Origin of the sequence: Deinococcus sp. HSC-46F16 (genome assembly GCF_024171495.1) — a bacterium.
GTDB lineage: Bacteria > Deinococcota > Deinococci > Deinococcales > Deinococcaceae > Deinococcus.
This window is the reverse complement of the sequence record NZ_JALJZW010000002.1, coordinates 111,586-132,693: the sequence shown is the minus strand read 5'-3', so window position 1 is coordinate 132,693 and position 21,108 is coordinate 111,586. Positions and strand designations below refer to the sequence as shown.

The 21,108-nt window shown below is 64.7% G+C and carries 17 protein-coding genes and 1 pseudogene; 7 read left to right on the top strand and 11 right to left on the bottom strand.

What is annotated here, in order from left to right:
- Nucleotides 1-74 precede the first annotated feature (74 nt).
- Nucleotides 75-1,010, bottom strand: a complete 936-nt coding sequence (lgt, locus tag L1280_RS05945; RefSeq protein ID WP_253581194.1) for a prolipoprotein diacylglyceryl transferase — start codon at nt 1,008-1,010, stop codon at nt 75-77.
- 134 nt (nt 1,011-1,144) lie between these two features.
- On the opposite strand from lgt, the gene L1280_RS05940 reads away from it, so the two are divergent.
- Complete coding sequence (locus tag L1280_RS05940) at nt 1,145-1,744, top strand: DUF305 domain-containing protein (RefSeq protein WP_240319445.1); 600 nt, start codon at nt 1,145-1,147, stop codon at nt 1,742-1,744.
- 128 nt (nt 1,745-1,872) lie between these two features.
- The gene (locus L1280_RS05935; protein ID WP_253581193.1) at nt 1,873-2,643 is read left to right on the top strand and encodes a M23 family metallopeptidase; all 771 of its coding nucleotides are present in this window, start codon (nt 1,873-1,875) and stop codon (nt 2,641-2,643) included.
- A 211-nt stretch (nt 2,644-2,854) separates the two neighbouring features.
- Here L1280_RS05935 and L1280_RS05930 read toward each other — a convergent pair whose 3' ends face one another.
- The 4 genes and pseudogenes from L1280_RS05930 to L1280_RS05920 form a co-directional block, all read right to left on the bottom strand.
- Complete coding sequence (locus L1280_RS05930; protein ID WP_253581192.1) at nt 2,855-3,655, bottom strand: hypothetical protein; 801 nt, start codon at nt 3,653-3,655, stop codon at nt 2,855-2,857.
- A gap of 150 nt (nt 3,656-3,805) precedes the next feature.
- A pseudogene (locus tag L1280_RS15805) lies at nt 3,806-3,946 on the bottom strand (MerR family DNA-binding transcriptional regulator); the annotation flags it as partial.
- Nucleotides 3,947-4,075: 129 nt separating this feature from the next.
- The gene (locus L1280_RS05925) at nt 4,076-4,492 is read right to left on the bottom strand and encodes a hypothetical protein (protein ID WP_253581191.1); all 417 of its coding nucleotides are present in this window, start codon (nt 4,490-4,492) and stop codon (nt 4,076-4,078) included.
- A gap of 31 nt (nt 4,493-4,523) precedes the next feature.
- Nucleotides 4,524-7,031 (bottom strand): heavy metal translocating P-type ATPase, encoded by a 2,508-nt coding sequence (locus L1280_RS05920; RefSeq protein ID WP_253581190.1) that lies wholly within the window; start codon nt 7,029-7,031, stop codon nt 4,524-4,526.
- Nucleotides 7,032-7,185: 154 nt separating this feature from the next.
- On the opposite strand from L1280_RS05920, the gene L1280_RS05915 reads away from it, so the two are divergent.
- Complete coding sequence (locus L1280_RS05915; RefSeq protein WP_104992418.1) at nt 7,186-7,389, top strand: heavy-metal-associated domain-containing protein; 204 nt, start codon at nt 7,186-7,188, stop codon at nt 7,387-7,389.
- Nucleotides 7,390-7,453: 64 nt separating this feature from the next.
- Nucleotides 7,454-7,717, top strand: coding sequence for a metal-sensitive transcriptional regulator (locus tag L1280_RS05910; RefSeq protein WP_092265738.1), 264 nt, complete (start codon nt 7,454-7,456; stop codon nt 7,715-7,717).
- A 187-nt stretch (nt 7,718-7,904) separates the two neighbouring features.
- Here L1280_RS05910 and L1280_RS05905 read toward each other — a convergent pair whose 3' ends face one another.
- The 4 genes from L1280_RS05905 to L1280_RS05890 are packed head-to-tail and all read right to left on the bottom strand — an operon-like array spanning nt 7,905 to nt 12,298.
- Nucleotides 7,905-9,083 (bottom strand): restriction endonuclease, encoded by a 1,179-nt coding sequence (locus L1280_RS05905; RefSeq protein ID WP_253581189.1) that lies wholly within the window; start codon nt 9,081-9,083, stop codon nt 7,905-7,907.
- Between the two features lie 58 nt (nt 9,084-9,141).
- On the bottom strand, nt 9,142-10,233 hold the full coding sequence (locus L1280_RS05900; protein ID WP_253581188.1) for a peptidoglycan DD-metalloendopeptidase family protein: 1,092 nt from the start codon (nt 10,231-10,233) through the stop codon (nt 9,142-9,144).
- 38 nt (nt 10,234-10,271) lie between these two features.
- A complete protein-coding gene (locus L1280_RS05895) occupies nt 10,272-11,231 on the bottom strand; it encodes a S9 family peptidase (RefSeq protein ID WP_253581187.1) in 960 nt (319 codons plus the stop codon).
- 23 nt (nt 11,232-11,254) lie between these two features.
- Complete coding sequence (locus L1280_RS05890) at nt 11,255-12,298, bottom strand: C39 family peptidase (protein ID WP_253581186.1); 1,044 nt, start codon at nt 12,296-12,298, stop codon at nt 11,255-11,257.
- A 270-nt stretch (nt 12,299-12,568) separates the two neighbouring features.
- On the opposite strand from L1280_RS05890, the gene L1280_RS05885 reads away from it, so the two are divergent.
- Both L1280_RS05885 and L1280_RS05880 read left to right on the top strand, forming a co-directional pair.
- A complete protein-coding gene (locus L1280_RS05885) occupies nt 12,569-12,991 on the top strand; it encodes a four-helix bundle copper-binding protein (RefSeq protein WP_253581185.1) in 423 nt (140 codons plus the stop codon).
- On the top strand, nt 12,988-13,602 hold the full coding sequence (locus L1280_RS05880) for a DUF305 domain-containing protein (protein ID WP_253581184.1): 615 nt from the start codon (nt 12,988-12,990) through the stop codon (nt 13,600-13,602). Before L1280_RS05885 ends, L1280_RS05880 begins: the two co-directional genes overlap by 4 nt.
- Before the next feature lie 238 nt (nt 13,603-13,840).
- Here the strand turns inward: L1280_RS05880 and L1280_RS05875 are convergent, their stop codons facing one another.
- The gene (locus L1280_RS05875; protein ID WP_253581183.1) at nt 13,841-17,071 is read right to left on the bottom strand and encodes a DEAD/DEAH box helicase family protein; all 3,231 of its coding nucleotides are present in this window, start codon (nt 17,069-17,071) and stop codon (nt 13,841-13,843) included.
- A 1,043-nt stretch (nt 17,072-18,114) separates the two neighbouring features.
- Between L1280_RS05875 and L1280_RS05870 the strand changes: the two genes are divergently transcribed.
- Nucleotides 18,115-20,586, top strand: coding sequence for a heavy metal translocating P-type ATPase (locus L1280_RS05870; protein WP_253581182.1), 2,472 nt, complete (start codon nt 18,115-18,117; stop codon nt 20,584-20,586).
- Between the two features lie 152 nt (nt 20,587-20,738).
- On the opposite strand, the gene L1280_RS05865 is transcribed toward L1280_RS05870, so the two are convergent.
- On the bottom strand, nt 20,739-21,101 hold the full coding sequence (locus L1280_RS05865; protein ID WP_253581181.1) for a metalloregulator ArsR/SmtB family transcription factor: 363 nt from the start codon (nt 21,099-21,101) through the stop codon (nt 20,739-20,741).
- Nucleotides 21,102-21,108 lie beyond the last annotated feature (7 nt).

Genomic DNA, 21,108 nt, shown 5'->3' with positions numbered 1-21,108 from the left:
CCGGAGTGGGGCAGACAGGGCGAGGGGCGGTGGCCTGTCCCGCGCCACCGCCCCCCGTCTGTTCTCCGGTTTGCTCAGCGCACGTCGGGCTGGGGAACTGCCGGGGCCGCCACAGGAGTGACCGAATCGGGCTGCCGCCGGATCTTGAGCAGCATGTAAATGCTCAGCAGGATCAGCGGCACGCTGATGAGGTGCGTGTCGGTCCACAAACCGATGCCGGGGGCGTCGAGGCCCTGGTTGAGATAGGTCTTGATCGCGAGGGGGTTGAGGCGGAAGGTCTCCTCCAGCCCGGCCCGCAGGATGGAGTACCACAGCCAGAACTGCCAGAAGGCCCAGCCCGCCTTGTGCGAGCGCAGCCAGAAGTAGGCAGCGATACTCAGCACGATGCCAATGAACACGCCGTACAGCTGGGTGAAGTGCACGGGCGCCGTCATCACGAGCTGCCCGCCGATCTCCTGGCAGTAGCGCGAGAGGTCCATGTCGGGGTTGGGGTTGGGAATGCACATGCCCTCGTGAAAGGCGCGGGCGCTGTCGGGCCAGCGGTAGCCGACCGGCCACCCGGTCACCCGGCCCACCGTGTCGGTGCCGTTCATGATGTTGCCGATGCGCCCGCCGATGATGCCGAACGCCACGCCGGGCACGAACAGGTCGGCGTACCGGTAGAAGTTCAGCCGGTAGCGCCGGGCGTAATACACCAGCACCAGAATCCCGCCGATCAGCCCGCCGTGAATCGAGATGCCGCCCTGGCGCAGGTTGATGATGTCCAGCAGCAGCCGGGGCATGGGCGTGCCCGCGAACTGTTCCCACGAGGTCGCCACGAACACGATGCGGGCGCCCACCAGTCCCCAGATGATCGCCCACAGCACCATGTCGTTGAAAAGGTCCACGTTCAGCCCACGCTGACGGGCCAGCCGGGTGCCGACCAGCAGCCCCAGGACGATGCCCAGCGTGATCAGCACGCCGTACCAGGCAATCGTGAAATTGCCGATCTGAAGGAATACCGGGTTCATTTCGCCTCCGCGTGGGCCAAGCTGTCTTCGCCCCGGCAACGGTATGCAGGGTGTGTAAAGGTGCTGTAAAGCTTGCCGAGCGGGCGGTGAGCGGACTTTACACGAACTTTACAGGCTGGGTTTATCTTCCAGCCGTGAAACGGAACCTTCTTATCATGGCTGTGCTGGGCATGTCCGGCATGAGCCTCGCGCAGGGCAGCATGGGCGGCATGGATCACAGCAACATGGGCGGCATGTCCGGTCAGAGCGGTTCGTCCATGACGATGGACATGAGCGCTCCGGCGAAGTTGAAAGGCAAGGTATTCGACCGGGCGTTTCTCAGCATGATGATCCCCCACCACCAGATGGCCGTGGATATGGCACGTGCGGTGTTGCCGCGCAGCAAAGACGCAACGGTCAAACGTTGGGCAAATGCAGTCATCAAAGCCCAGGAAAGCGAAATCAAGCAGATGAACACGCTGCTCAAGAGCTATGGCGGCAGTGACGCAGCTATGGCGAACATGATGAAGAAGAGCATGAGCGGCATGGCTGACATGGTCAAAAAGGCCAAGAATCCTGATGTTGCGTTCGTACAAGGCATGATTCCTCATCACATATCAGCCATTGAGATGGGAGTGATGGCTCTGGAGAAGAGCAGTGACGCGCGCGTGCTGAAGCTTGCCCGCACGATCACGCAGGATCAGGCGGCGGAGGTGCATGACTTCCGCCTGTGGTTGCTGAAACGCGGTCTCTAAGTCTTACACACTAACGCGTGCCGCCTGTCAGGCGGCACGCGCTGCATTGAGGCCGCGAGCTCTCAACCGTCAGCGTCACGAGGCCTTTACACGATCTTTACACAATCAGGACAAGCTGACCCACGTTCATGCGTCTGCCTTTTTTGCTTACCTTCGCCCTGATGGGGTTCAGTGTTGCTGCTGCAGCGACGGTGAATGCACAGGCGGGCGACACCCTCCAGCGAATGGCCATTCGGTACGGCACGACCACGCAGGCTCTGGCGCGGGCCAATCCGTCTCTGCCGCAGGGCCCCCTCCGTGCCGGGACCCGCGTAACGCTCCCGGCCACCGCCGCGCGCGTGTGGAGCGTACGGGCGGGCGATACGCTGTCTGGCATCGCGCAGCGAGAACAGACGACGGTCGCCGCGCTGGTCGCCGCCAACCGCGGTCTGAATCCGCAACGGCCCCTGATGATCGGGCAGAAATTGTTCCTGCCTATGCCTAGGGCTGCTGCGGCTCCCCGGTCCGCCGCAGGAGCGGTCGCCCGTCCAGTGTCCATTCGCGTCACAGCGGTCATGCCGGTTTCGGGCCGCGTCACCACGCCGTACCGGGAAGGACACCTGAGCGTGGATCTCGCGGCACCGACGGGTACGCCTATTCGCGCAGCGGCGCCGGGCGTGGTGACGCAGTCCTACTTCGACAGCAAGAGCGGATGGGGTTGGACGGTCCTGGTGGATCACGGAAACGGATTGCAGACCCGATACAGTCACAATTCAGCAAATCTGGTTTCGGTGGGTCACCGGGTGGAGGCCGGGCAGGTCATCGCCCGGGTGGGGAGTACCGGGAACAGCACTGGGCCGCATTTGGATTACCGCGTCACGTATCAGGGACAACCCATTCATCCCTTCAGCTTGTACTGAGTCCTGAGTGGGTAGGGCGTCAAAGGTGGAGCCTAGGCCACCTGCACACCTGAACATACGGGACCCGATGGACGGCCAAGAGGCTCCATGTGAATGCGTCTCCGTGAAGGCGTGGTGGCAGCCTGCTGGCACGGTCACTTTCAGCAATGCGGCGAGGGAGCATTCCCCGGACGGCCATGAACAGCCTGTGCTCCAGTCATGAGCCCGCTGCCTACGGGGACAATGTTGAGGGCGAGCGGTGGGACGGCATGAGGTGGTCCACCCCGAGAAAGCGGCCGAGCACCCGGTGGTGATCTTGCAGAAACTGGGGGCAGGTAAAGCCCGCAGCCATGTGCACTTCCCGGTGGGGAATGACACCCAATACAGGGAGATTCATGGCGCTGAGTTCTTGCAGGAGCTCCGCGACAAGCTGCTGCATCTGCTTCCACTCCTCGCGCCAATCCCGCACCTCTTGTGCCGTCAGTTCTTCAGAAGGTTCAAGCGGCGTCAGGGGATCGGCCGCCCCAGTCAGGAGAACCCCGAAGGCGGAACCTGAGCAGCCGACTCCCAGTCTCTGGAGGAGCGACAACTCCAGCTGAAGCGTGTGGTGCATCAAACCGCCCGAGTCCACGCACAGCACCAGGCGGTCGGCCAGCAGCGCCGCCGCCGTGAAGTCCTCGACCCGCGGTGTGCTGTCGAAAATGACGTCAGCATCCTTCGCGATATCCGGGTATTGACGGAGCGTATACACGGGAAACGGCAGAGGCTCATCCCGCTGGCTGGCCTGCCTGGCCCATGTAAGCGCCCCGTCGCCGTGGCCGGAGACTTCAACGACCGCAACATTCCGCCCGAGGGCCTGCAGGAGTGTGGCCGTGTAGATGGCATTGGTGGTACGGCCCACGCCGCCCTTCAAGCCCACGAAGGCGACCCTGAGGCGGGCGTCAGCCGGAGTGAACCACAGGGAATTCCAGAGCTCGTGGACGCCGGGAAGTGCCGCGTCCTTGCAGTGCCGCAGGAACCCTTCGATGGTCATGGCCAGGGACTGTTGGTGCGTGGCCTGGGAGCGGAGGGTCAGTGCGTGTGCCTCAAGCTGCCCAAGGAGGTCTGGAACATCGCTGGGGTGCAGCATGGCCCTGATCAAGGCCACGTTGCACCCGGCGCCCCTGAGGCTCTGGATGAACCGGGCCGTGTGGAGTTGGCTGCTGGAGTACCAGCGGTAACCGGTGTGCGGATCAACCTCGGGCACGAGTAAACCCTGAGCGTGATACCGCCGGAGCGTCTGGGGACGGATGCCGCTCTGCCGTGAGAACTCACTGATGTGCATCATCCGTTCAGGTTGAGCCCTTCCAGCATGTCAAGGTCAAGCGTGGAAGGTCGGCGCCTCGGCGTCACTAGGGTTCTGGAGTGGAGAGCGGGGGCGGCACGTGAGCGTGCCGCCCCCGGGAAATTCGGGTCAGTTGCCCGCTGGCCGGAACGTGTCCGCGAGGCGCACGAGAAGTTCCTCTGCGCGGTCGTAGCCGGGACGCAGGTAGACGGTGGCGAAGGTCGTCCAATCCTGCACCGCTGCGATTTCCTGGTCGTTCTCGTGCAGCTTGAGGTGCGGGTACACGCCGTACTCCACATAACAGCCGAACTCCCCGGCAAGCGCTTCCAGCGCCTGGGTGTTCTGGTCGTCCCAGGTGAGGGTGTACGGGAGGGCGAAGCACGGTTTGCCACAGCTTCCGCCAAGCCCGACGAGCGGGAAGCCCGCGACGGTGGGCGTGGCCTGCCGGACCCGGGTGCGTTCCAGGAACGCCAAGCGGTCGCGCGCCGCGTTCCGGCTGGGAAGTTTCTGCGCCGCAATCCAGGGGCCTACGGTGAGTTTGGTCATGGTGTCTCCTTTGGGGCAGTGAACCGGCAGCTCAGGCCTGGGCCATGGTGGTGGGCGCCGCCCGGACAGGGGCGGGGCCAGGGCGGACGGGGGGGCGGAAGGAGCGCAGGCGAAGCGCGTTGCTCAGCACGAATACGCTGGAAAAGCCCATCGCTGCCGCGGCCAGCACCGGGCTGAGCAGCCAGCCGAAGGCGGGATACAGCACGCCCGCCGCGACGGGAATCAGCACGATGTTGTACGCGAAGGCCCAGAAGAGGTTGAGCTTGATGTTGCGCAGGGTGGCGCGGGAGAGCGCCAGGGCGTTCGGCACACCGCGCAGGTCGCCGCTCATCAGGATGACGTCGGCGGTCTCGACGGCCACGTCCGTGCCGGTCCCGATGGCGAGACCCACATCTGCCTGGGCGAGCGCCGGAGCATCGTTGATCCCGTCCCCGACAAACGCCACTTTCTGGCCTTTCGCTTGGAGCTCTTTGACCGCGTCGCTCTTGCCGCTGGGCAACACCTCAGCCAGCACCTCGTCGATGCCGAGCTGGCGGGCGATGGCCTGCGCGGTCCGGGCATTATCCCCGGTGATCATCGCGACCTTCAGGCCCTGCCGGTGAAGCGCTTTCACCGCCTCCGGGCTGCCGTCTTTGATGGGATCAGCCACCGCAATCACGGCGGCGAGCTGCCCGTCAATGGCCGCGTACAGCGGGCTCTTGCCCTCGTCCCCGAGCCGCTCGGCCTGGGCCGCGAAGTCACCCACGTTCAGCCCGACCTTGTGCATGTACCGGTCGGCACCGACCTGCACCAGGCGGCCCTGGACCCGCGCTTCCAGCCCGTACCCGGGCACCGCTTCAAAGCTTTCCAGGGGGAGGATGGCGACGCCCTCCTTCTTCGCCGCGTCCACGATGGCGCGGGCGATGGGGTGTTCGCTCTGCTCTTCCGCTGCCGCGACCAGTTGCAGCACTTCGGTGCGCCCGAAGCCGGCGGCGGTCACGAGGTCGGTGAGTTCGGGCCTCCCCTTGGTCAGGGTGCCCGTCTTGTCCACGGCGACCACATTCACGCCCTGCAGGCCTTCGAGCGCCGCACCGTTGCGGAACAGGACGCCCAGCTCGGCCGCCTTGCCGGTGCCCACCATGATGCTGGTCGGTGTGGCCAGACCCATCGCGCAGGGGCAGGCGATGATCAGCACGGCCACGGTGGTGACCAGCGCGAATGAGAGGGCCGTGGTCCCGCCGACCAGCAGCCAGATCAGGAACGTCAGGGCGGCGATCCCGAGGACGATCGGGACGAAAACCGAAATGACCTTGTCCGCGAGCCCCTGGATGGGCGGCTTGGAGCCCTGAGCGCTTTCCACCAATTTGATGATCTGGGCCAGCGCGGTGTTGGCCCCGATCTTGGTGGCCTTGAACTGGAACGCGCCATTTTGGTTAATCGTGCCGCCGACGACGGCCGCGCCCGCCTGTTTGGAGACGGGGATGGGCTCACCGGTGATCATGGACTCGTCGACGAAGGAGTTGCCCTGAATGACCTCGCCGTCCACCGGCACCTTCTCGCCGGGGCGTACGGACACCAGGTCGCCGATCAGCACCTCGTCAGTGGGCACTTCGAGTTCCTGCCCGCTGCGGACCACCCGCGCCGTCTTGGCCTGGAGGCTCAGCAGCTTCTTCATCGCCTCGCTGCTCCTCCCCTTGGCAAGGGCCTCGAAATACTTGCCGAGCAGGATCAGGGTGATGACCACGGCGCTGGCCTCGTAGTACACGTGGGCGGTGCCCTCGGGGAAAATTTGGGGTGCCAACGTGACGGCCAGGCTGTAGAAAAAGGCGGCCGAGGTGCCAATCATGACAAGCGAGTTCATGTCGGGGGAGCGATTGTTCAGGGCCTTCCAGCCCAGGCGGTAGAAGCGCAGTCCGGGACCGAACTGTACGGGAAGGGCCAGCGCCAGCATGATCCAGGTCATGGTCCGCTCGCTCATGTACTCCATCAGCCACATGTGGAACGGCATGTAGAGCATCGGCACCATCGCGAGGATCACCAATGGGATGGCGAAGACCGCACTGAAGGTGACGGCACGCCGCAGGCTGCGGACTTCGTGCTCACGTGCTTCACGCTCCAGGTCGCTGCGGTCCTTGCCGGGCTCGCTCTCGAGCACCTCATAACCAGAGGCCTTTACAGCGGCCTTGAGTTGCCCCGGACTGACGCTGGACGGCAAATACCGCACGGTGGCCCGTTCGGTGGCGAGGTTCACCGAGGCGTCCAGCACCCCGTCCACCTTGTTCAGGGCCCGCTCGACCCGTCCCACGCAGGACGCGCAGGTCATACCCTGCACGCCCAACTGGAGTTCGCTGATCACTGGCTCGTACCCAACGTCCTTCACTTTGTCCAGCAGCGCCTGCGGGGTGGTCAGCGCCGGGTCGAACGTGACGGTCGCGCGTTCCGTGGCCAGGTTCACGCTGGCCCCCTCGACCCCCTCGACTTTCTTCAGGCCCCGCTCGACGCGGCCCACGCACGAGGCGCAGGTCATGCCCTGGACGCCGAGTTCAATCGTTTTCCTCATCGTCGCTCCTATCCCCCTCCGGGGGGTACGGAGAAAGCATAAGCCAGCGTCCAAGCTGAAGCAAGCCTTTCTCGCCCACTGTCAAGGGGAAAGACAGCTAGGGGCTGCGCCAGACCGCCTTGACACCCTCCCCCATAGGGTTTACAGTTGAGGCATGACCACCGAACTGACCGTCAACGGCATGACGTGCGGCCACTGCGAGAAGGCCGTTCAGAATGCGCTCAAGAGTGTGCCGGGCGTCCAGGATGTCCGTGTCAACCTGCAGGACGGTACCGCGACCGTGCAGGGCGACGCTGATCCGCAGGCGCTTGTCGCCGCCGTCACAGAGGAAGGCTACGGGGCTCAGGTCCGCGCTTAACGTGACCGCCGCGAAAGCCGACCCTACCACCTGCCACACCGGCACGTCCTCCAGCCACTTGTGCATGCCGGAGGACGCGCGCAAACGCGCAGCCCGGCGCCTCAAGATTGCCCGTGGGCACCTGGACAGCATTGTGGCCATGCTCGAGAAGGACGATGCCTACTGCGTGGACGTACTCCGGCAGATCAAGGCCGTGCAGGGTGCGCTTTCAGGCGCGGGCGAGGTCGTGCTGCGCGGGCACCTCGAGGCGCACGTCGCCACCGCCTCGACCCGGGGTGACAGCGTGGAGCTCGTCGAGGAACTGATGGAAGCGCTCAAGTACACCTGAGCGGTACAGGCCATAGGCGCGGGCCACCCTTGCGGTGTGGCCCGCGCCCGGGTTCGGGGGCTTGTCCCCTCTCCTGATCACCATCGGCGGCCTCGGGCAACTGGCAAATTGTCGGAAGAGCTCAACCTATAGACCCCCGGTCACCGGTGCTGCCCTGGGCTCAACATGCAGACGGTGACTCAACGGGTCAGGTGTGTTGTTCATCCCCTGCTTCAAGCTTGAACTCCTTGAAGTAGGGGATGCGTTTTTCAGGATCCGCATCGTATTCCGGCTTATGCAAGCCGTATCCAGCTGAGGTGAGGAGGTGAAACTCATCTTCCGCATCCAGCAGCTTCCCTGAGGAAAGGGGCTCAACATAAAAGATCGGCAGGGGATGAGCCAGATCGCCCAGCTCGTCCACCGCCAGCACTCGTTCGAGCGAAATCGTGTTCAAGACCACGAGTTCCGCTCGGTGCTTTTCAGGAACAGTGCGCTGCCAGGCGTGCTGTCTACGCCAGTGCATATCACTGGACTCGCTCTCTTTTCCCCAGAGCTGGTTGTCGAGGTCATTGGGAACAGGTTCAGGGAGCATATCCCACTCGCCAGTTTCAGGGTCATGAAAAGCGAGGTGAGAGCGGATCTCCAGGATGAGGGCGTTGCGCGCGTTAAAGTAGCGAACGCGGTAAATCGCCCACCTTGGATTTTGTTCAAAGTCTGCCACTTCCTCGGTCAAGGGATACGCTTCATCCGTCGCGTCACGAAAGAGGATCTCCTTCTGGAGGATGTCCGTTGGGTTGCCAAGAATTCTGCCAACCCGTTTGCGCCAGGCCAGGACAGCCCTCAATTCACTTTGACGTGACCGTTTCCTCGTCTGCAAACTGATCCCGAAATAGGCGAAGAGCAGGGGGTCGTTTTTCGGCTGGAACAGCATGTCTTCCAGTTCTGCCTTCCCCCACAGGTGGAACTCTTGCACGCCTGTCCCTATCAGGGCAGCGCGGAAAGCGTCATAGGACTTCTTGCTGAAGTCGCAGGCCGCAGCCAGGATGAAACCGTAGGGCACTTGCTCCCCTGTGATGCTCTCCTGGACATACCGCTCGACCTGTTTCGGCGTGATGCGCTTTTCCCGCTTGCACTGGAAGATCCAGAGGCGCCCTGGCGTGGGCAACCCAGGAGGAGCTTCGTCCTCCTCTTCATCCAGCACCTCGGGCACGACGCTGCTCTCGAAGGCCCGGATATCGATGCCGTCGTCCGCGCCCCCACGTCCGGTGGCTTCGATACTGCTCCAGACACGGTAATCGTAGGCGAGTTGCCGGACGAGGTCCTCAAACCGGTGGGGTTCCAGATCCTCGAAGTGCAGGGGGTTCAGGGTACGGGAGGCGCGGGCCATGCCCCATTCCAGCATGGGGCCACTGGCTCAGCCTCCTCTGTTACCTTCCCGCTCCTGCTTACTTTGGCCAGAGACGATTCATCCACCCAGCTGGGTCTGTGCCCTCACCGCGCACCCGCATCTCCAGGTGCAGGTGGGCACCTGTGCTCAGTCCGGTGCTGCCCACCTCGCCCACCTTCTGCCCCCGGGTGACCTTCTGCCCAACCTTGACCGTCACAGCACGCTGGTGAAAGTACAGGCTGGTCAGTCCCGCCCCGTGGTCGATGACCACCAGACCCCCGCGCACCGGGTACATGCCCGCCACCACGACCGTTCCATCGTTCACGGCCATCACGGTCGTTCCTGCCGGGGCCAGGTAATCCGTGCCGTAGTGGTACGCGACCGGCCCGTTCGCGACATAGGTCCGCGGTTGTCCGAAGGCGCTGCTTTGCGCCCGCACAGCCGCTGCGGGCTGGAAGGGCCGCGACCATGCCTGCGCCGTCCGCCGGGCATAGGCCTGTTCGACGGCGGCGTCCTCAGCCTTTCGGGCGGGGTCTTCGAGCTTGCTGGCAATGCGGGGCGGCAGGTTGAGCCGTTGCAGAGGCTGCGGCAGTCCAGTGACGGGAATGCGGCCTTGCATCACGTCCTGCCCTACCTGGATCTCGTACACCACGGGGGTGTTTTTCCCGAGGACGACGCGCCCCAATACGATGAATTCATTTCCTGCGGGGATGGGCGTCAGACGCTCTCCCGGCAGACGTACGTCCTCGCCTGCCTCACTGGGAAAGCGCACGGTGGCCTGCGCAGCTCCCGGACCGCTCAGCCGCAGGATGAACGCGTCCCCCATTCGCAGGGTGGCGGGCGCGTTGACGGTGACCCCACCTATGCGGGAAGGCACTGTACCCGGAACAGACGCGTTGGCTGTCGCGGTGCTTACGCCCGGAAGGCGAAGGGTCTGCCCGACCTCCAGGGTGGTGCTCGTCAGGCTATTGAGGCGGATGAGTTCGGCGACGGTCGTCCCGTGAAGCTGCGCGAGACGGTAGAGCGTGTCGCCTGGCTTGACGGTGTAGGCGTTGGCTGTCCCGAAGAGGAGGGCGGTCGCCACAAGGCACGCCGCGCGCACGAGGCCGGGCACAGGAGGAACGCTGGGCTTGGCGTGTGGCTGGTTCATGGGTGTTCCTGACTGCGGCCGTATCTGCTGTGGCCGCGTTAAAGGGTCTTCTTGAAGAATTCCACGGACCGCTGGAGGGCCACGCCAAGGTTCCGGCTGAGGTTGTGATCATCGCCGGGGTAGGAGAAGAACGTGTAAGGCTGCTTCGCGGCCTTCAACCCTGCCGCGAGCGACTGCGAGAAGCTGATGGGCACATGCGTGTCGCCCGTGCCGTGATGCAGCTGCAAGGGACGCCCCCTCAGGTCCTTGAGAAAGAAGTTCGGGGAGATGGCCTGGTAGAGGGCTGGGCTGCGCTCCGGCGTGCCGTACTTGGCGAGCATCCGCGCCCGGGGATCATCCCGGGTGGAGCCGCTTCCCCAACGAGGCAGGTCCCTAAAGATCAGGTCGTACGGCCCCACCACGCCTGCCCAGATGTTGCCCGCCTTGATGCCGGAGTTGATCACCATGGCCCGCAAGGTGATATGTCCGCCCATGGAGTGACCCCACATCCCGATCCGTTCCGGGTTCACCCCCTTGAGTTTCTGGAGGGAGGCGAACGCGTTCAGGACGTCCGTGGTGTACTCGGGGGACCAGTACGCCGTGTCCGCTGGCTCGCCCTGGGAAGCGCCGTGCCCCCGGTAGTCGGGCTTCAGGACGGCGAATCCCGCACGTGCAAAGGCGTCCACGTAGGCCCCGTACCGTTCGGTCGTGCGGTACTGCTGCGGGGGGATATAGCCGTGGTTGAAGACGATGGCGGGCCAACCTCCCTTCGGGGGGGTCCCGCTGGGCACCGTGAGCAGCGCGTTGATGCGCAGACCGTCAGACTGGTAGGACACGACGCTGCGCCGGTAGTTGGCGCCGGGCGAGAGTGGTTGGCGGGTCGTCAGGGCACTGCCAGGGTACGAGCGGGCGCGCATGCGCTCGATGGAGAGGGGCTCTTGGTTGTTCTGCGGTGCCTGAGCCGCGGCGACGCCAGTGGAACAGGCCAGGAGCAGGGCAAGTCGGAGAAGGTCAGGCATGGTCGAACCTTTCGCAATCACCGTCAGGGGCGGGGCGCCATCACGTACGCCATGCCGCCCGCATGGTTGAGCCATAGCCGCTCGAACACGGCGCGCGGGTAGGTCCGCTTGACGCCGGCGTCGTTTCTGGCGGCGGGGTCGTTGACCACGGGGTTGCCCTGGGCGTCGAACCCGGTGAGGACCAGCAGGTGGCCGTTCGACCAGGAGAGGGGCGCGCCGGGCAACTCGCCCGCCTTGAAGCGCACGCTCAGCGCCAGGGGGAGTCCCTGGGCAATGTAGGCTTCTGCGTCGCGCAGGCTGCCCAGGCGCGTGACGAGCGCTTGGAGGCCCTGTGTGGCGGCGTACGCGGTATTGAAGGGCCAGTTACCGAACCCGTCGTAGGTGCGGTCGTACGTTGCCCGGGCCGCGTCCGGCACCCGCACGGGCCGGTTCCAGAAGCCCAGGATCATGCTGACGCTGGTCGGGCTGCACCAGATAGGGCCACCATTTGGGTAGATCATCTGGGAGAGACCGGGGACCTTCAGTACGGTGTTCCAAACCTGGGCCTGTCCTGCCTGTCCCTGCCCCCCGAACCGCAGGGCGGTATCTGCTGTGTTGAAGGACAGCAGGTGAGCTTTCAGGCCTGGACCGAGCGTGGCCTTGTACTGAAAGGCTGTGGCACGGAAGGGCAGGGTGAGGGTATCGGTGTTTACCGTGCCGTCGGCCGTGCGGCTGACCCGGGCGCTCGCGCGGGCTCCTGCCGCGCTCCAAGTCCCGAAGCTGAAGTACGGCGTCCAGCGGCCGTCTGGACGCCGTACGCGAACCTGCACGGCGACGGCACTGGTGGCCGGGCCTGTCACGTTCCAGCTGGGAATCAACTCGTTGAAGGGCGCGACTTCGACCACCGGGCCTTCCCATGACCCCTGCCCGGCGCCGGGCAGGGGTTGCCAACTGAACGGAACGCCCGTCTGCCGCTGCGCTGCTTGGATCAGGGGAGACGGACGGCCGAAGCTGGTCTGCTGGCTGTAGGGCGCGGCAACGGCTGAGCCGAGGAGTGCGCCGGGCAGAAGGATCCGCAGGGGCTTCACGTGCCCAACGGTAGAGGAGTTGTGTTGCCGTTGTGTTAAGTCTCCGTGGCTATCCCATGACGCGGCAAGGCCGCATGGGACTCGCGTGATCTCCCTAAGAACGCCGCTCTCAGGAAACCTTTACACGCGGCTGACACGTTGACCTCACGGCCAACCGCCGGGGACGGCGCCCGCTGAGGCCACGCCCTGTTTGGCACGTGGTTGGGCAGCACTGTTGGTCTTTACGCCGCTTTTCGTCCACCGCCTCACTCGCTTCCAGGAGGATCCGCCATGACGCACCATCTTCAGGCCATGCTGCAAACCCACCCGCAGCCCAGCACCCTGTTCGATCAGGAGGCACTTCGCGCGTGCATCGAAGCTTGCTTCGAGTGCGCTCAGATCTGCACGTCCTGCGCCGACGCTTGCCTGGGTGAACAAGGCCACCTGGCACACCTGGTGCGGTGCATTCGCCTGAACCTCGACTGTGCCGACGTCTGCGGAACAACGGGCCGGGTGCTGTCGCGCTTGACCCAGCCTGATCCGAATGTGGTACGCGCTCAGCTTCAGGCTTGCCTGGTAGCGTGCCAGGCGTGCGGGAGCGAGTGCGAGATGCATGCACGGGACATGAACATGCAGCATTGCGCGGTGTGCGCCGAGAGCTGCCGCCGCTGCGAGCAGGCCTGCCAAGCGCTGCTGGCGGGGATGACGGCATGAAGCCCTTGGTCCTGACCCTCACGCTGGCGCTACTGTCCGGTATGCCCCAGGCTCTGGCCGGCGGCAACGAACCGATGACCATGAGCATGCCGATGAGCTCGGACGCCATGGCCACCCATATGCGGACCATGATGCGCCCGATGATGGCGGATCTCGAGCGGCTCAGTGGGCGGGCGTTTGATCGAGCGTTTCTTTCAATGATGATTCCGCACCACGCGTCGGCCATTGACATGAGTCAGGCGGCGTTGCCCAGACTCCGGGACCCGCAGGTGCGTGCCTGGGCGCAGAAGATCATCAGCGATCAGCGCAAGGAGATCGCCGAAATGCAGGCCCACCTGAGGACCATCGGCGGAGCGGATATGGCGCGGCAGACCACGATGCAGCGGAGCATGGGGATGATGGACATGGCCCAGATGTTGAGGACGGCCAGTAGTCCGGACCGGATGTTCTTGGAAATGATGATCCCACATCACGGCAGCGCGAACGACATGGCTAATTTGGCCCTTCAGAAGTCTCAAGACCCTGTGGTGTTGGACTTGGCCGAGCAGATCATGAAGACCCAAGCTGGGGAGATGCACGATTTCAAGGATTGGTTGCGTACCCGGAGCTGATGTGATCGCCGTACAACATAGCTGGCCCGTCAGGGTCAGCTTGTTTGGTGTGGACAGCGCTACACCGGTCTGCCGCGCTCTCAGCAGCAAGAGATTGGGGGGTTACACTGGCAGCCATCACCAAGCAACCGATCAAAGCGCTGATCCGGCATAGGAGCCGGGCGGTGCCCACCACACGTGGTTTTGATTGGACAGACGTTGACAGGGAGGACGATGAGCAGATCGCGAAGGCGCACCGTCATTCGCTGGTGATCACGGCGAAGGTGATGCCGTAGGTTTCCTGCAGGTACAGTTCCGTGACCGCCAGGAGGTGCTGCTGTGGAGGGGAGATTCGGCGCCGGGAGACACCAGGTTGCACCACGGCCACATGAAACTCCGGGCGCAGGTGCCGTGCCTTGCGGGTCAGTGTATGGAGCAGCGCTGCATCTCCCCGGTCGAAGCGGGTCGTGCCGTGCCTCGACTGACGTTCACCCTCCCGCTTGAGCAGGTGGCTCAGGAGCCCCTCCACATCTGCACGCCAGTGCACGCTTTTCTGGGCCTGACCACAGACCTCGTACAGGTCGGCGACGCGCGCGCCAGGATCGTCTTCGCTGGAGTACTTGCAGTGGTAGAGGTGCACGATCAGCCGGTCGTCCTGCACCTTCATGGCCACCACGTCTGCGGCTTCCCACGTATCGTCATCGTCGAAGACGAGCTCGAAGTCCTGGGCCAGAAGCTTCTGGATCACCTGGAATTGAATGGTCGTGGGGTCCCGGTGGGGTCCCTGCGATTCGGCGCGGATATTGGTGCGGCTCCAGTCCCAGGTCTCGACCCGCTCTTTGGGGAAGGGCGACTGGATGGGTGAGGGGATGGCGATCAAGTGCCCCCACAACACGGATCGGTCGTGGAAGTACGTGGTGGGCGGGTAACGGAGCAGCCACTGGGACAAGGGCACACGCGCGTTCTTTTCTGCCTTGCCCATGGTCACGAGCACCTCCACACCGCTCACCGGCCGGTAAGCCACGTCCGTCCCGAACTCGATCTCGTACTCGGCCGCTTGGTCTTCCGTGAAGACCTTGAACCGGAGAGGACCGGTCTCCTGGAACGTCGTGATGGCCAGCCCGGTTTGGTAGAGGTGGGACGTCTGGCCGCCTATGTCGAAGGTAATGGCGTCCTCTGAGCGCGCGAGGATGTCCTCATCCCACTCCATGGCCAGGGGAACGGCGGGGGGGCGTCTATCCACCACCTGCCACTTGATGGCGCGCTGGAGCACCTGGCTCACGTCAATGGTGTCGTCGAGCAGTTTGTCGCCGAGGTCGTGGCACCAGGTCATCCAGTCGTAGATGGTGTCCGCGATCTGGTAGGACCAGAGTCGGCCCTTTGCGGAGCACCCGGCGCTGGCGCGTTCGGCATGCGCATACCCAAAGCCGAAGATGTTGGATTTGGTGCGGTCCCGGGTGGACGCTTCGGCAAGGCCCGAGACAATGTCGGACCCCATGAACATCGTGAAGCGCACCGCGCCGCGAATGGTGCTGCTCAGCCCAAGGTTTGTCAGGGTGAGGCGCTCAATCCCGTGTAAGCACCGGAAGGTCTGTTCGCCCATGACCCGTACCGCCGTTCCACCCGTGACCGCCTGAGCCAGCTTGTCGGACGTGCTGTCCAGATCCGAGCTGTGCACGTACAGCAAGTGCCGATCCAGGTCCCAGTGCAGGATGGTGACGTCCCAGGTCACGTCTTGCAGTTGGAGGATGTCACCCCAGGCGATCGGCGTTTGCTGCCGGGTCACGAAGACGGCCACCCGTTCCCGGTGGCTGATCGCGGGCGGTGCGTACAGCAGGTGTTCTTTGACCTCGTCGGTGATGCGCTCCGGCGTCCACATGACGCAACTGGTCTGGTAGACCACCGCGCTCATCTTGGGGGAAATGTTTTGAATCGGCAGCGCCTGCTCTTCTTTCTGGAAGCTGTCCAGGAAATCCATCACCTGTTCCTGGCGCCCTGAGGCCTGGGTGCTCAGGGTCTCCAGCAACACGTTCCAGTCGGGATCTTCGGCGTACAGGTCCCGCAGCTCGTCCCGCACTTCGGCCAGGCTCACGTTGGCGATCAGCGCCGCGTTCCCGAGCGCCCGGCTGGCACGGGTGAAGCGCCCGGTGAACTGCAGGGTGATGGTCAGACTTTTGTGAATGTCGTGCATCGCGGCGATTTTCAGGTTGGGCAGGTCGAACCCCTCACCGAACATGTTCACGCACACCACCACCCGCGCTTCCCGCCGTGCCAGGGCGTCGAGCGCTGCACGTTTTTGAGTCGCCGGCATCCCGTGGTACACCACCACCGCTCCATACGGCTTGCCACGGCAGGCTTCGCTGTATAGGGCGTGCAGCGCCTGGGCACGGTCCACCGTCTTGGCGCGGGCCATCACGAGGTGATCCAGGCCTTCTGGACGCGCGGGGCTGGGCTCAAGGTCCGTACCAAGAAGCTCGAGGGCTTTGGCGATGATCAAGCGGTCCGCCTGTACTGGGTCGAGGGCGGAGACCGGGTGAAACCGGATGGGTTTGAAGTATCCCTCCTGCTGCGCTTTGCGGAGGGGATAGTTGAAGATGATTTTGCCTGGGACAAGCTCGCGGCCACTGCGGAATGGGGTGGCGGTGAATTGAAGAATGGTGCGGTCCAGAAACAGAGCCCGCGTCTGCTGCCAGGTTTTGGCCGGGATATGGTGGGCCTCGTCGATGAACAGATGGGAGCAGAGCGCCACGATGCGGCGCTTGGCCTCGTCACTGCACAGACGAAGAACGTCCATGGTCGTGACCACCACGTTGCAGGGGCCGAAGACGTCCTGGGCTTGCGCCGCGCTCTGCAAGGCGTGTTCGAGTTTGCAGACCACGGGCAGCAGCGCCCCGTCTCCCAGGGCGCCGACCGTGCGGAGCAGGCCCAGCGTCAGGAACTTCTCGCTGATTTGCGTGCGCAATGCGTCATTGGGAACGACCACCAGCAGACGTGGAATCCGCTGCTGGACGAGGAGGGCCAACATCGTTTCGGTCTTGCCGGTGCCGGTCGGCATGACGATGGTGGCCGGCTCGGAGCTCACCGTCCAGTGGGCCAGCGCTGCATGCAGGGCCCCGATCTGGGGCGGTCGCAGGCCGGGTTGCAGGCGGCCATCCCCGAGTTCCATTTCTTCCGCGAAGTGGAAGGCTCCAGACCAGGACGCCAGGACGTGGTCACGGAGCCCCTCCGGCAAGGGCATCTGGCGGGTAAACCGCGGCTTGAGCCAACGGGCCTTGAGCTGGACCACGTCCTCGGGGGAGGAGGGGATCGCCCCACCTTCTGTCCAGAGCACATGCTCCAGATCGGCTGGAGGTGTTCCAGGTTTGCTGACCACCAGCACGGGTGAGATTTCGGGATGTTCCAGGAGGGTTCCCGTTGTACGGCCCTGGTGATAAGGGCGAGCTGTACATCCGGTGAGGGCGCTATCCGAACGGGCCAGTTGCTCGAGCACGTTCCTGTGAAGGGTGATTCGGCCGCCGTGTTGCCGTGGGGAGACGAAGTTCACTCGTACTGACAAGAGCTCCTCCTGGGAAAACGAGCCTAGCAAGGCCAGCCATCGTGGGAGTCCTTATTTGCCGTCCCACGGGTCAAGTCTGGGTGGATAGGGTGGTCACCGGGCGAAGTGGTGTGGGTCTGCTGTAGTCGGCAGGAGCGGGGGCTGGTGCACAACCAGAGGCCGGGCGGAGCGTGTGGCCCCGTGCGGCTCACGTCTGGGTTTCCAGGGCGTGCCGCAGCGTGTGCGGGGCATCGGTGATGGAGTTCTGGCCCAGGCCACACGGGAAGGGTGGGCCAAGGTCTGGGTCGGTTCATGGACCGTGACGTGACTCCGTTGGCGACCCTTCGCAATCCATGGCCCTGTTCTCCAGGGTGCGCATGCTGGTGGGCAGGGACCCAGTCTCACAGGCATGATGTCTGGCCCCAGCATGCCTCCCAGGGTTGCCTGCGGTGCTCCATTGGTCTTAGCGCTGTGGGTTGAGTGGTGCGCGGTCACGCTCCCCTCGGATCACGGCACAGCGGGCGTAACGAGCCTCACCCCCCCTGGTGGGATTTGACCAATCGGTCTCCATCCCCCGACATACCTAGCGGGAAATTTCAGTATTGGCCTTGACACCCCCCAGGGGAGGGTATAGCGTTGGGCAGGGAGGAGTCATGGGGGACCATCCGCGCAACAACCGAAGGAGTGGTCCTGGGTGGGATGCCGGACACGGTGGATCAGGCCGCATGAGGCCAGCCCTGGCTCCGAACCCCCCGGCCCAGGGTCCGGGTTCAGGGACAGAGACCCTGATACCCGAGATGCTCCTGACCACGCGGTGGCCATCGAAAGCCCCCCCGGGGGTAAGCGTCGAACTGCACCAGGGCCATACCGCATCTTCACTGGACGGGATCCGCACGCGCGGCGGCTTTTCGTAGCGGGTTGCCAGCACACACGACATTGGGGGGAGTGAGCGGCGACAGCAACCGCGCACGCGCACCCCAGCAGAAAGGTAGGGAGACATGACCCAAGCACACAGGGCACACCACGGCCACAGCAGCGCTCCTTCTTCCCGGATTCTGGAGGTGTCGTTCCAGAACTGTTATGACGGGTCCGAGTTCGCGGACTTGGAGCGGAGTCTCGCGCAGGTTCCAGGAGTGCAGAGCGTGCACCTCGACCGGACCCGTGCGGTCGCGCACCTCGGCTACGATCCCGCTCGCATCACGGAAGCCGAAGTACGCCAGCATCTGCATGCGGCGGGTTACGCCTGTGCCTGCGAGGACTGCACGCCGTCTGCGGCCCAGCCCGGGCATCCGGCGGTGGGCCAGGAGCCCCACACCCATGACCATCACGTCCATACCCCCGGTCCAGACCAGGGGCAGGCGAGCCAAGCTCAGGCTCACCGGATGGCCAGTGCGTCCATGGCAGGGACGCACGACCACGCGGCCATGACGCACGGTGGCCATGACGGGTCTGGGGAAGGCCAGCATGACGAGCACGCAGGGCACGGCGCGCACATGGTGAACGATATGTTGCGCCGCTTCGTGGTCAGCCTGGTCCTGACCGTGCCGGTGGTGCTGTACTCCCCGATTGGCGAGACGTTCGGCTTTACCGCCATGCCGCCCTTCGGCCTCTCGATGGCCTGGTTCGGGCTGCTTCTTGCGACGCCTGTCGTGTGGTGGGGCGGCTGGCCGTTTATCTCGGCGGCCTGGCGTGCCCTGCGGCGGGGCGAGGCGAACATGATGACCCTGATCGCCACGGGCATCCTGGTGAGCTGGGTCTTCTCGGTCTATGCCACCTTCTTTCTGGCTGGGAGCGAGGTGTTTTTCGAGGCGGCGGCGATGCTGACTACCCTGTCGCTGCTGGGGCACTGGCTGGAGATGCGCTCACGCTTTGCTACGGGGCGGGCGGTGGAGGCCCTGCTGAAGCTGGCCCCTTCTACGGCGCGCGTCGTCCGGGATGGTCAGGAGCAGGAGATTCCCCTTGAGCAGGTCGTCGTGGGTGACGTTCTGGCGGTGCGTCCTGGTGACCGCGTGCCTGTGGACGGGGAGGTCCTGATGGGGGAGAGTTACGTCGACGAGAGCATGATCAGCGGCGAGCCTATCCCCGTTCAGAAGACGGCGGGTGCCCGGGTCACGGGCGGCACAGTGAACCAGAACGGGGCCTTCTCCTTCCGGGCCACGGCGGTGGGGGCCGACACGGCGCTGTCGCGCATCGTGCAGATGGTTCAGAACGCCCAGGCGAGTAAAGCACCCGCGCAGCGGCTGGCGGACACCGCCGGGAAGTACCTGGTATTCGTGGCGCTGGGCAGTGGCCTGATCGCCTTCCTGACCTGGTACTTCCTGGGAGCCGGTGTGGTGTTCGCACTCACGGCGGCGGTGTCGGCCATTGTGATCGCTTGCCCGGACGCGCTGGCGCTCGCCACGCCCACCGCCATTACGGTGGGCGTCGGGAAGGGTGCGAGGGAAGGTGTGCTGTTCAAGAACGCGACGGCCCTGGAGGCCACGGCGGGCGTGAACACGGTGGTGTTTGACAAGACGGGCACCCTCACAGAAGGGAAGCCGGCCCTGACGGACGTGGTGCCTGCACCTGAAACCAGCGAGACGGACCTGTTGCACCTCGCGGCGTCTGCGGACCAACCTTCGCAGCACCCGCTGGCCGAGGCCATCGTGAAGGGGGCACAGGCACGGGGACTGGTGGTACAGCGGCCTGACACGTTTGACAGTGTGCCCGGACATGGCGTGGTCGCCACGGTGCAGGGCCGGCGGGTCCTGATCGGGAACCGCAAGTTGATGGCGCGGGAGGGGGTAGAGGTGAGGGCCCTGCCGGAGCAGGTGGACCGGTTGGCGGCGGATGGCAAGACGGCCATGTACGTGGCGGCGGATGGGCAAGCGCTGGGGGTGGTGGCGGTGGCGGATACCATCCGGGAGTCGGCCCGGACCGCGGTGCAGGCGCTGCATGCGGCTGGGGTGCAGACCGTGATGCTCACGGGAGACAACCGCCGCACGGCTGAGGCTGTGGCGCGGGAGTTGGGGATGGACACCGTGATTGCGGACGTGCTGCCGGGAGACAAGGCGACGAAGGTACGTGAGCTTCAGGGGCAGGGACGCACGGTGGCGATGGTAGGCGACGGCGTAAATGACGCGCCCGCGCTGGCTCAGGCGGATGTGGGCATCGCCATCGGGGCGGGTACGGATGTGGCGGTGGAGACGGCCGACGTGATCCTGGTGAAGAACAATCCGGCCGACGTTGCGGGCAGCATCGACCTCGCCCGGCGGGTGCGCGGCAAGATCAAGCAGAATCTCTTCTGGGCGGCGATCTACAACGTCCTAGCGATTCCCTTCGCGGCGGGGGTGCTATACCCGAGCTACGGCATCCTGCTGCGCCCGGAGTGGGCCGCGCTGCTGATGAGCGCCAGTACGGTGATCGTGACGGTGAATGCCCTGCTGCTCAACCGGGTGCGCTTCGTCCGCCCGGCAGTGACTGGAAGCTGAGTTCAAGCAGAGCAAGCCCCCACCGCTCGCGGTGGGGGCCTGCTCTGGCCCGTGCCTCAGGCAAGTGAAACCCCGGGGCACTTAATGCCAAATAAATCCCCCTGATGGCGTCAGCTACCGACCACCCACGGCTACCACGGTCAGCGTAGGTTTCACTCGCGCACGTGGTCCACCGCGCTGCCGATCAAGCCGTTGATGTGCTGGTCGAGCAGGCGGTAGTAGGCGATGCGTCCCTCCTTGCGGAAGGTGACCAGCCGGTGAGCGCGCAGCAAGCGCAACTGATGGCTCGCCGCACTCTCGCTGATGCCGACCACCGCTGCCAGATCACACACGCACAGTTCCTCTACGTTCAGGGCGCTGAGGATGCGGAAACGAGTCGGATCAGCGATGACCTTGAGCAGGGCGGTGGCGTCCTCCACCCCTCCCGCGTCAGGCAAAGTGGCGCGCACACGGGCGACCGCCTTGGGGTGGACGCAGGCGACCTCACACACGTCATCTTGAGAGGCGGTTCTCACATCCTGA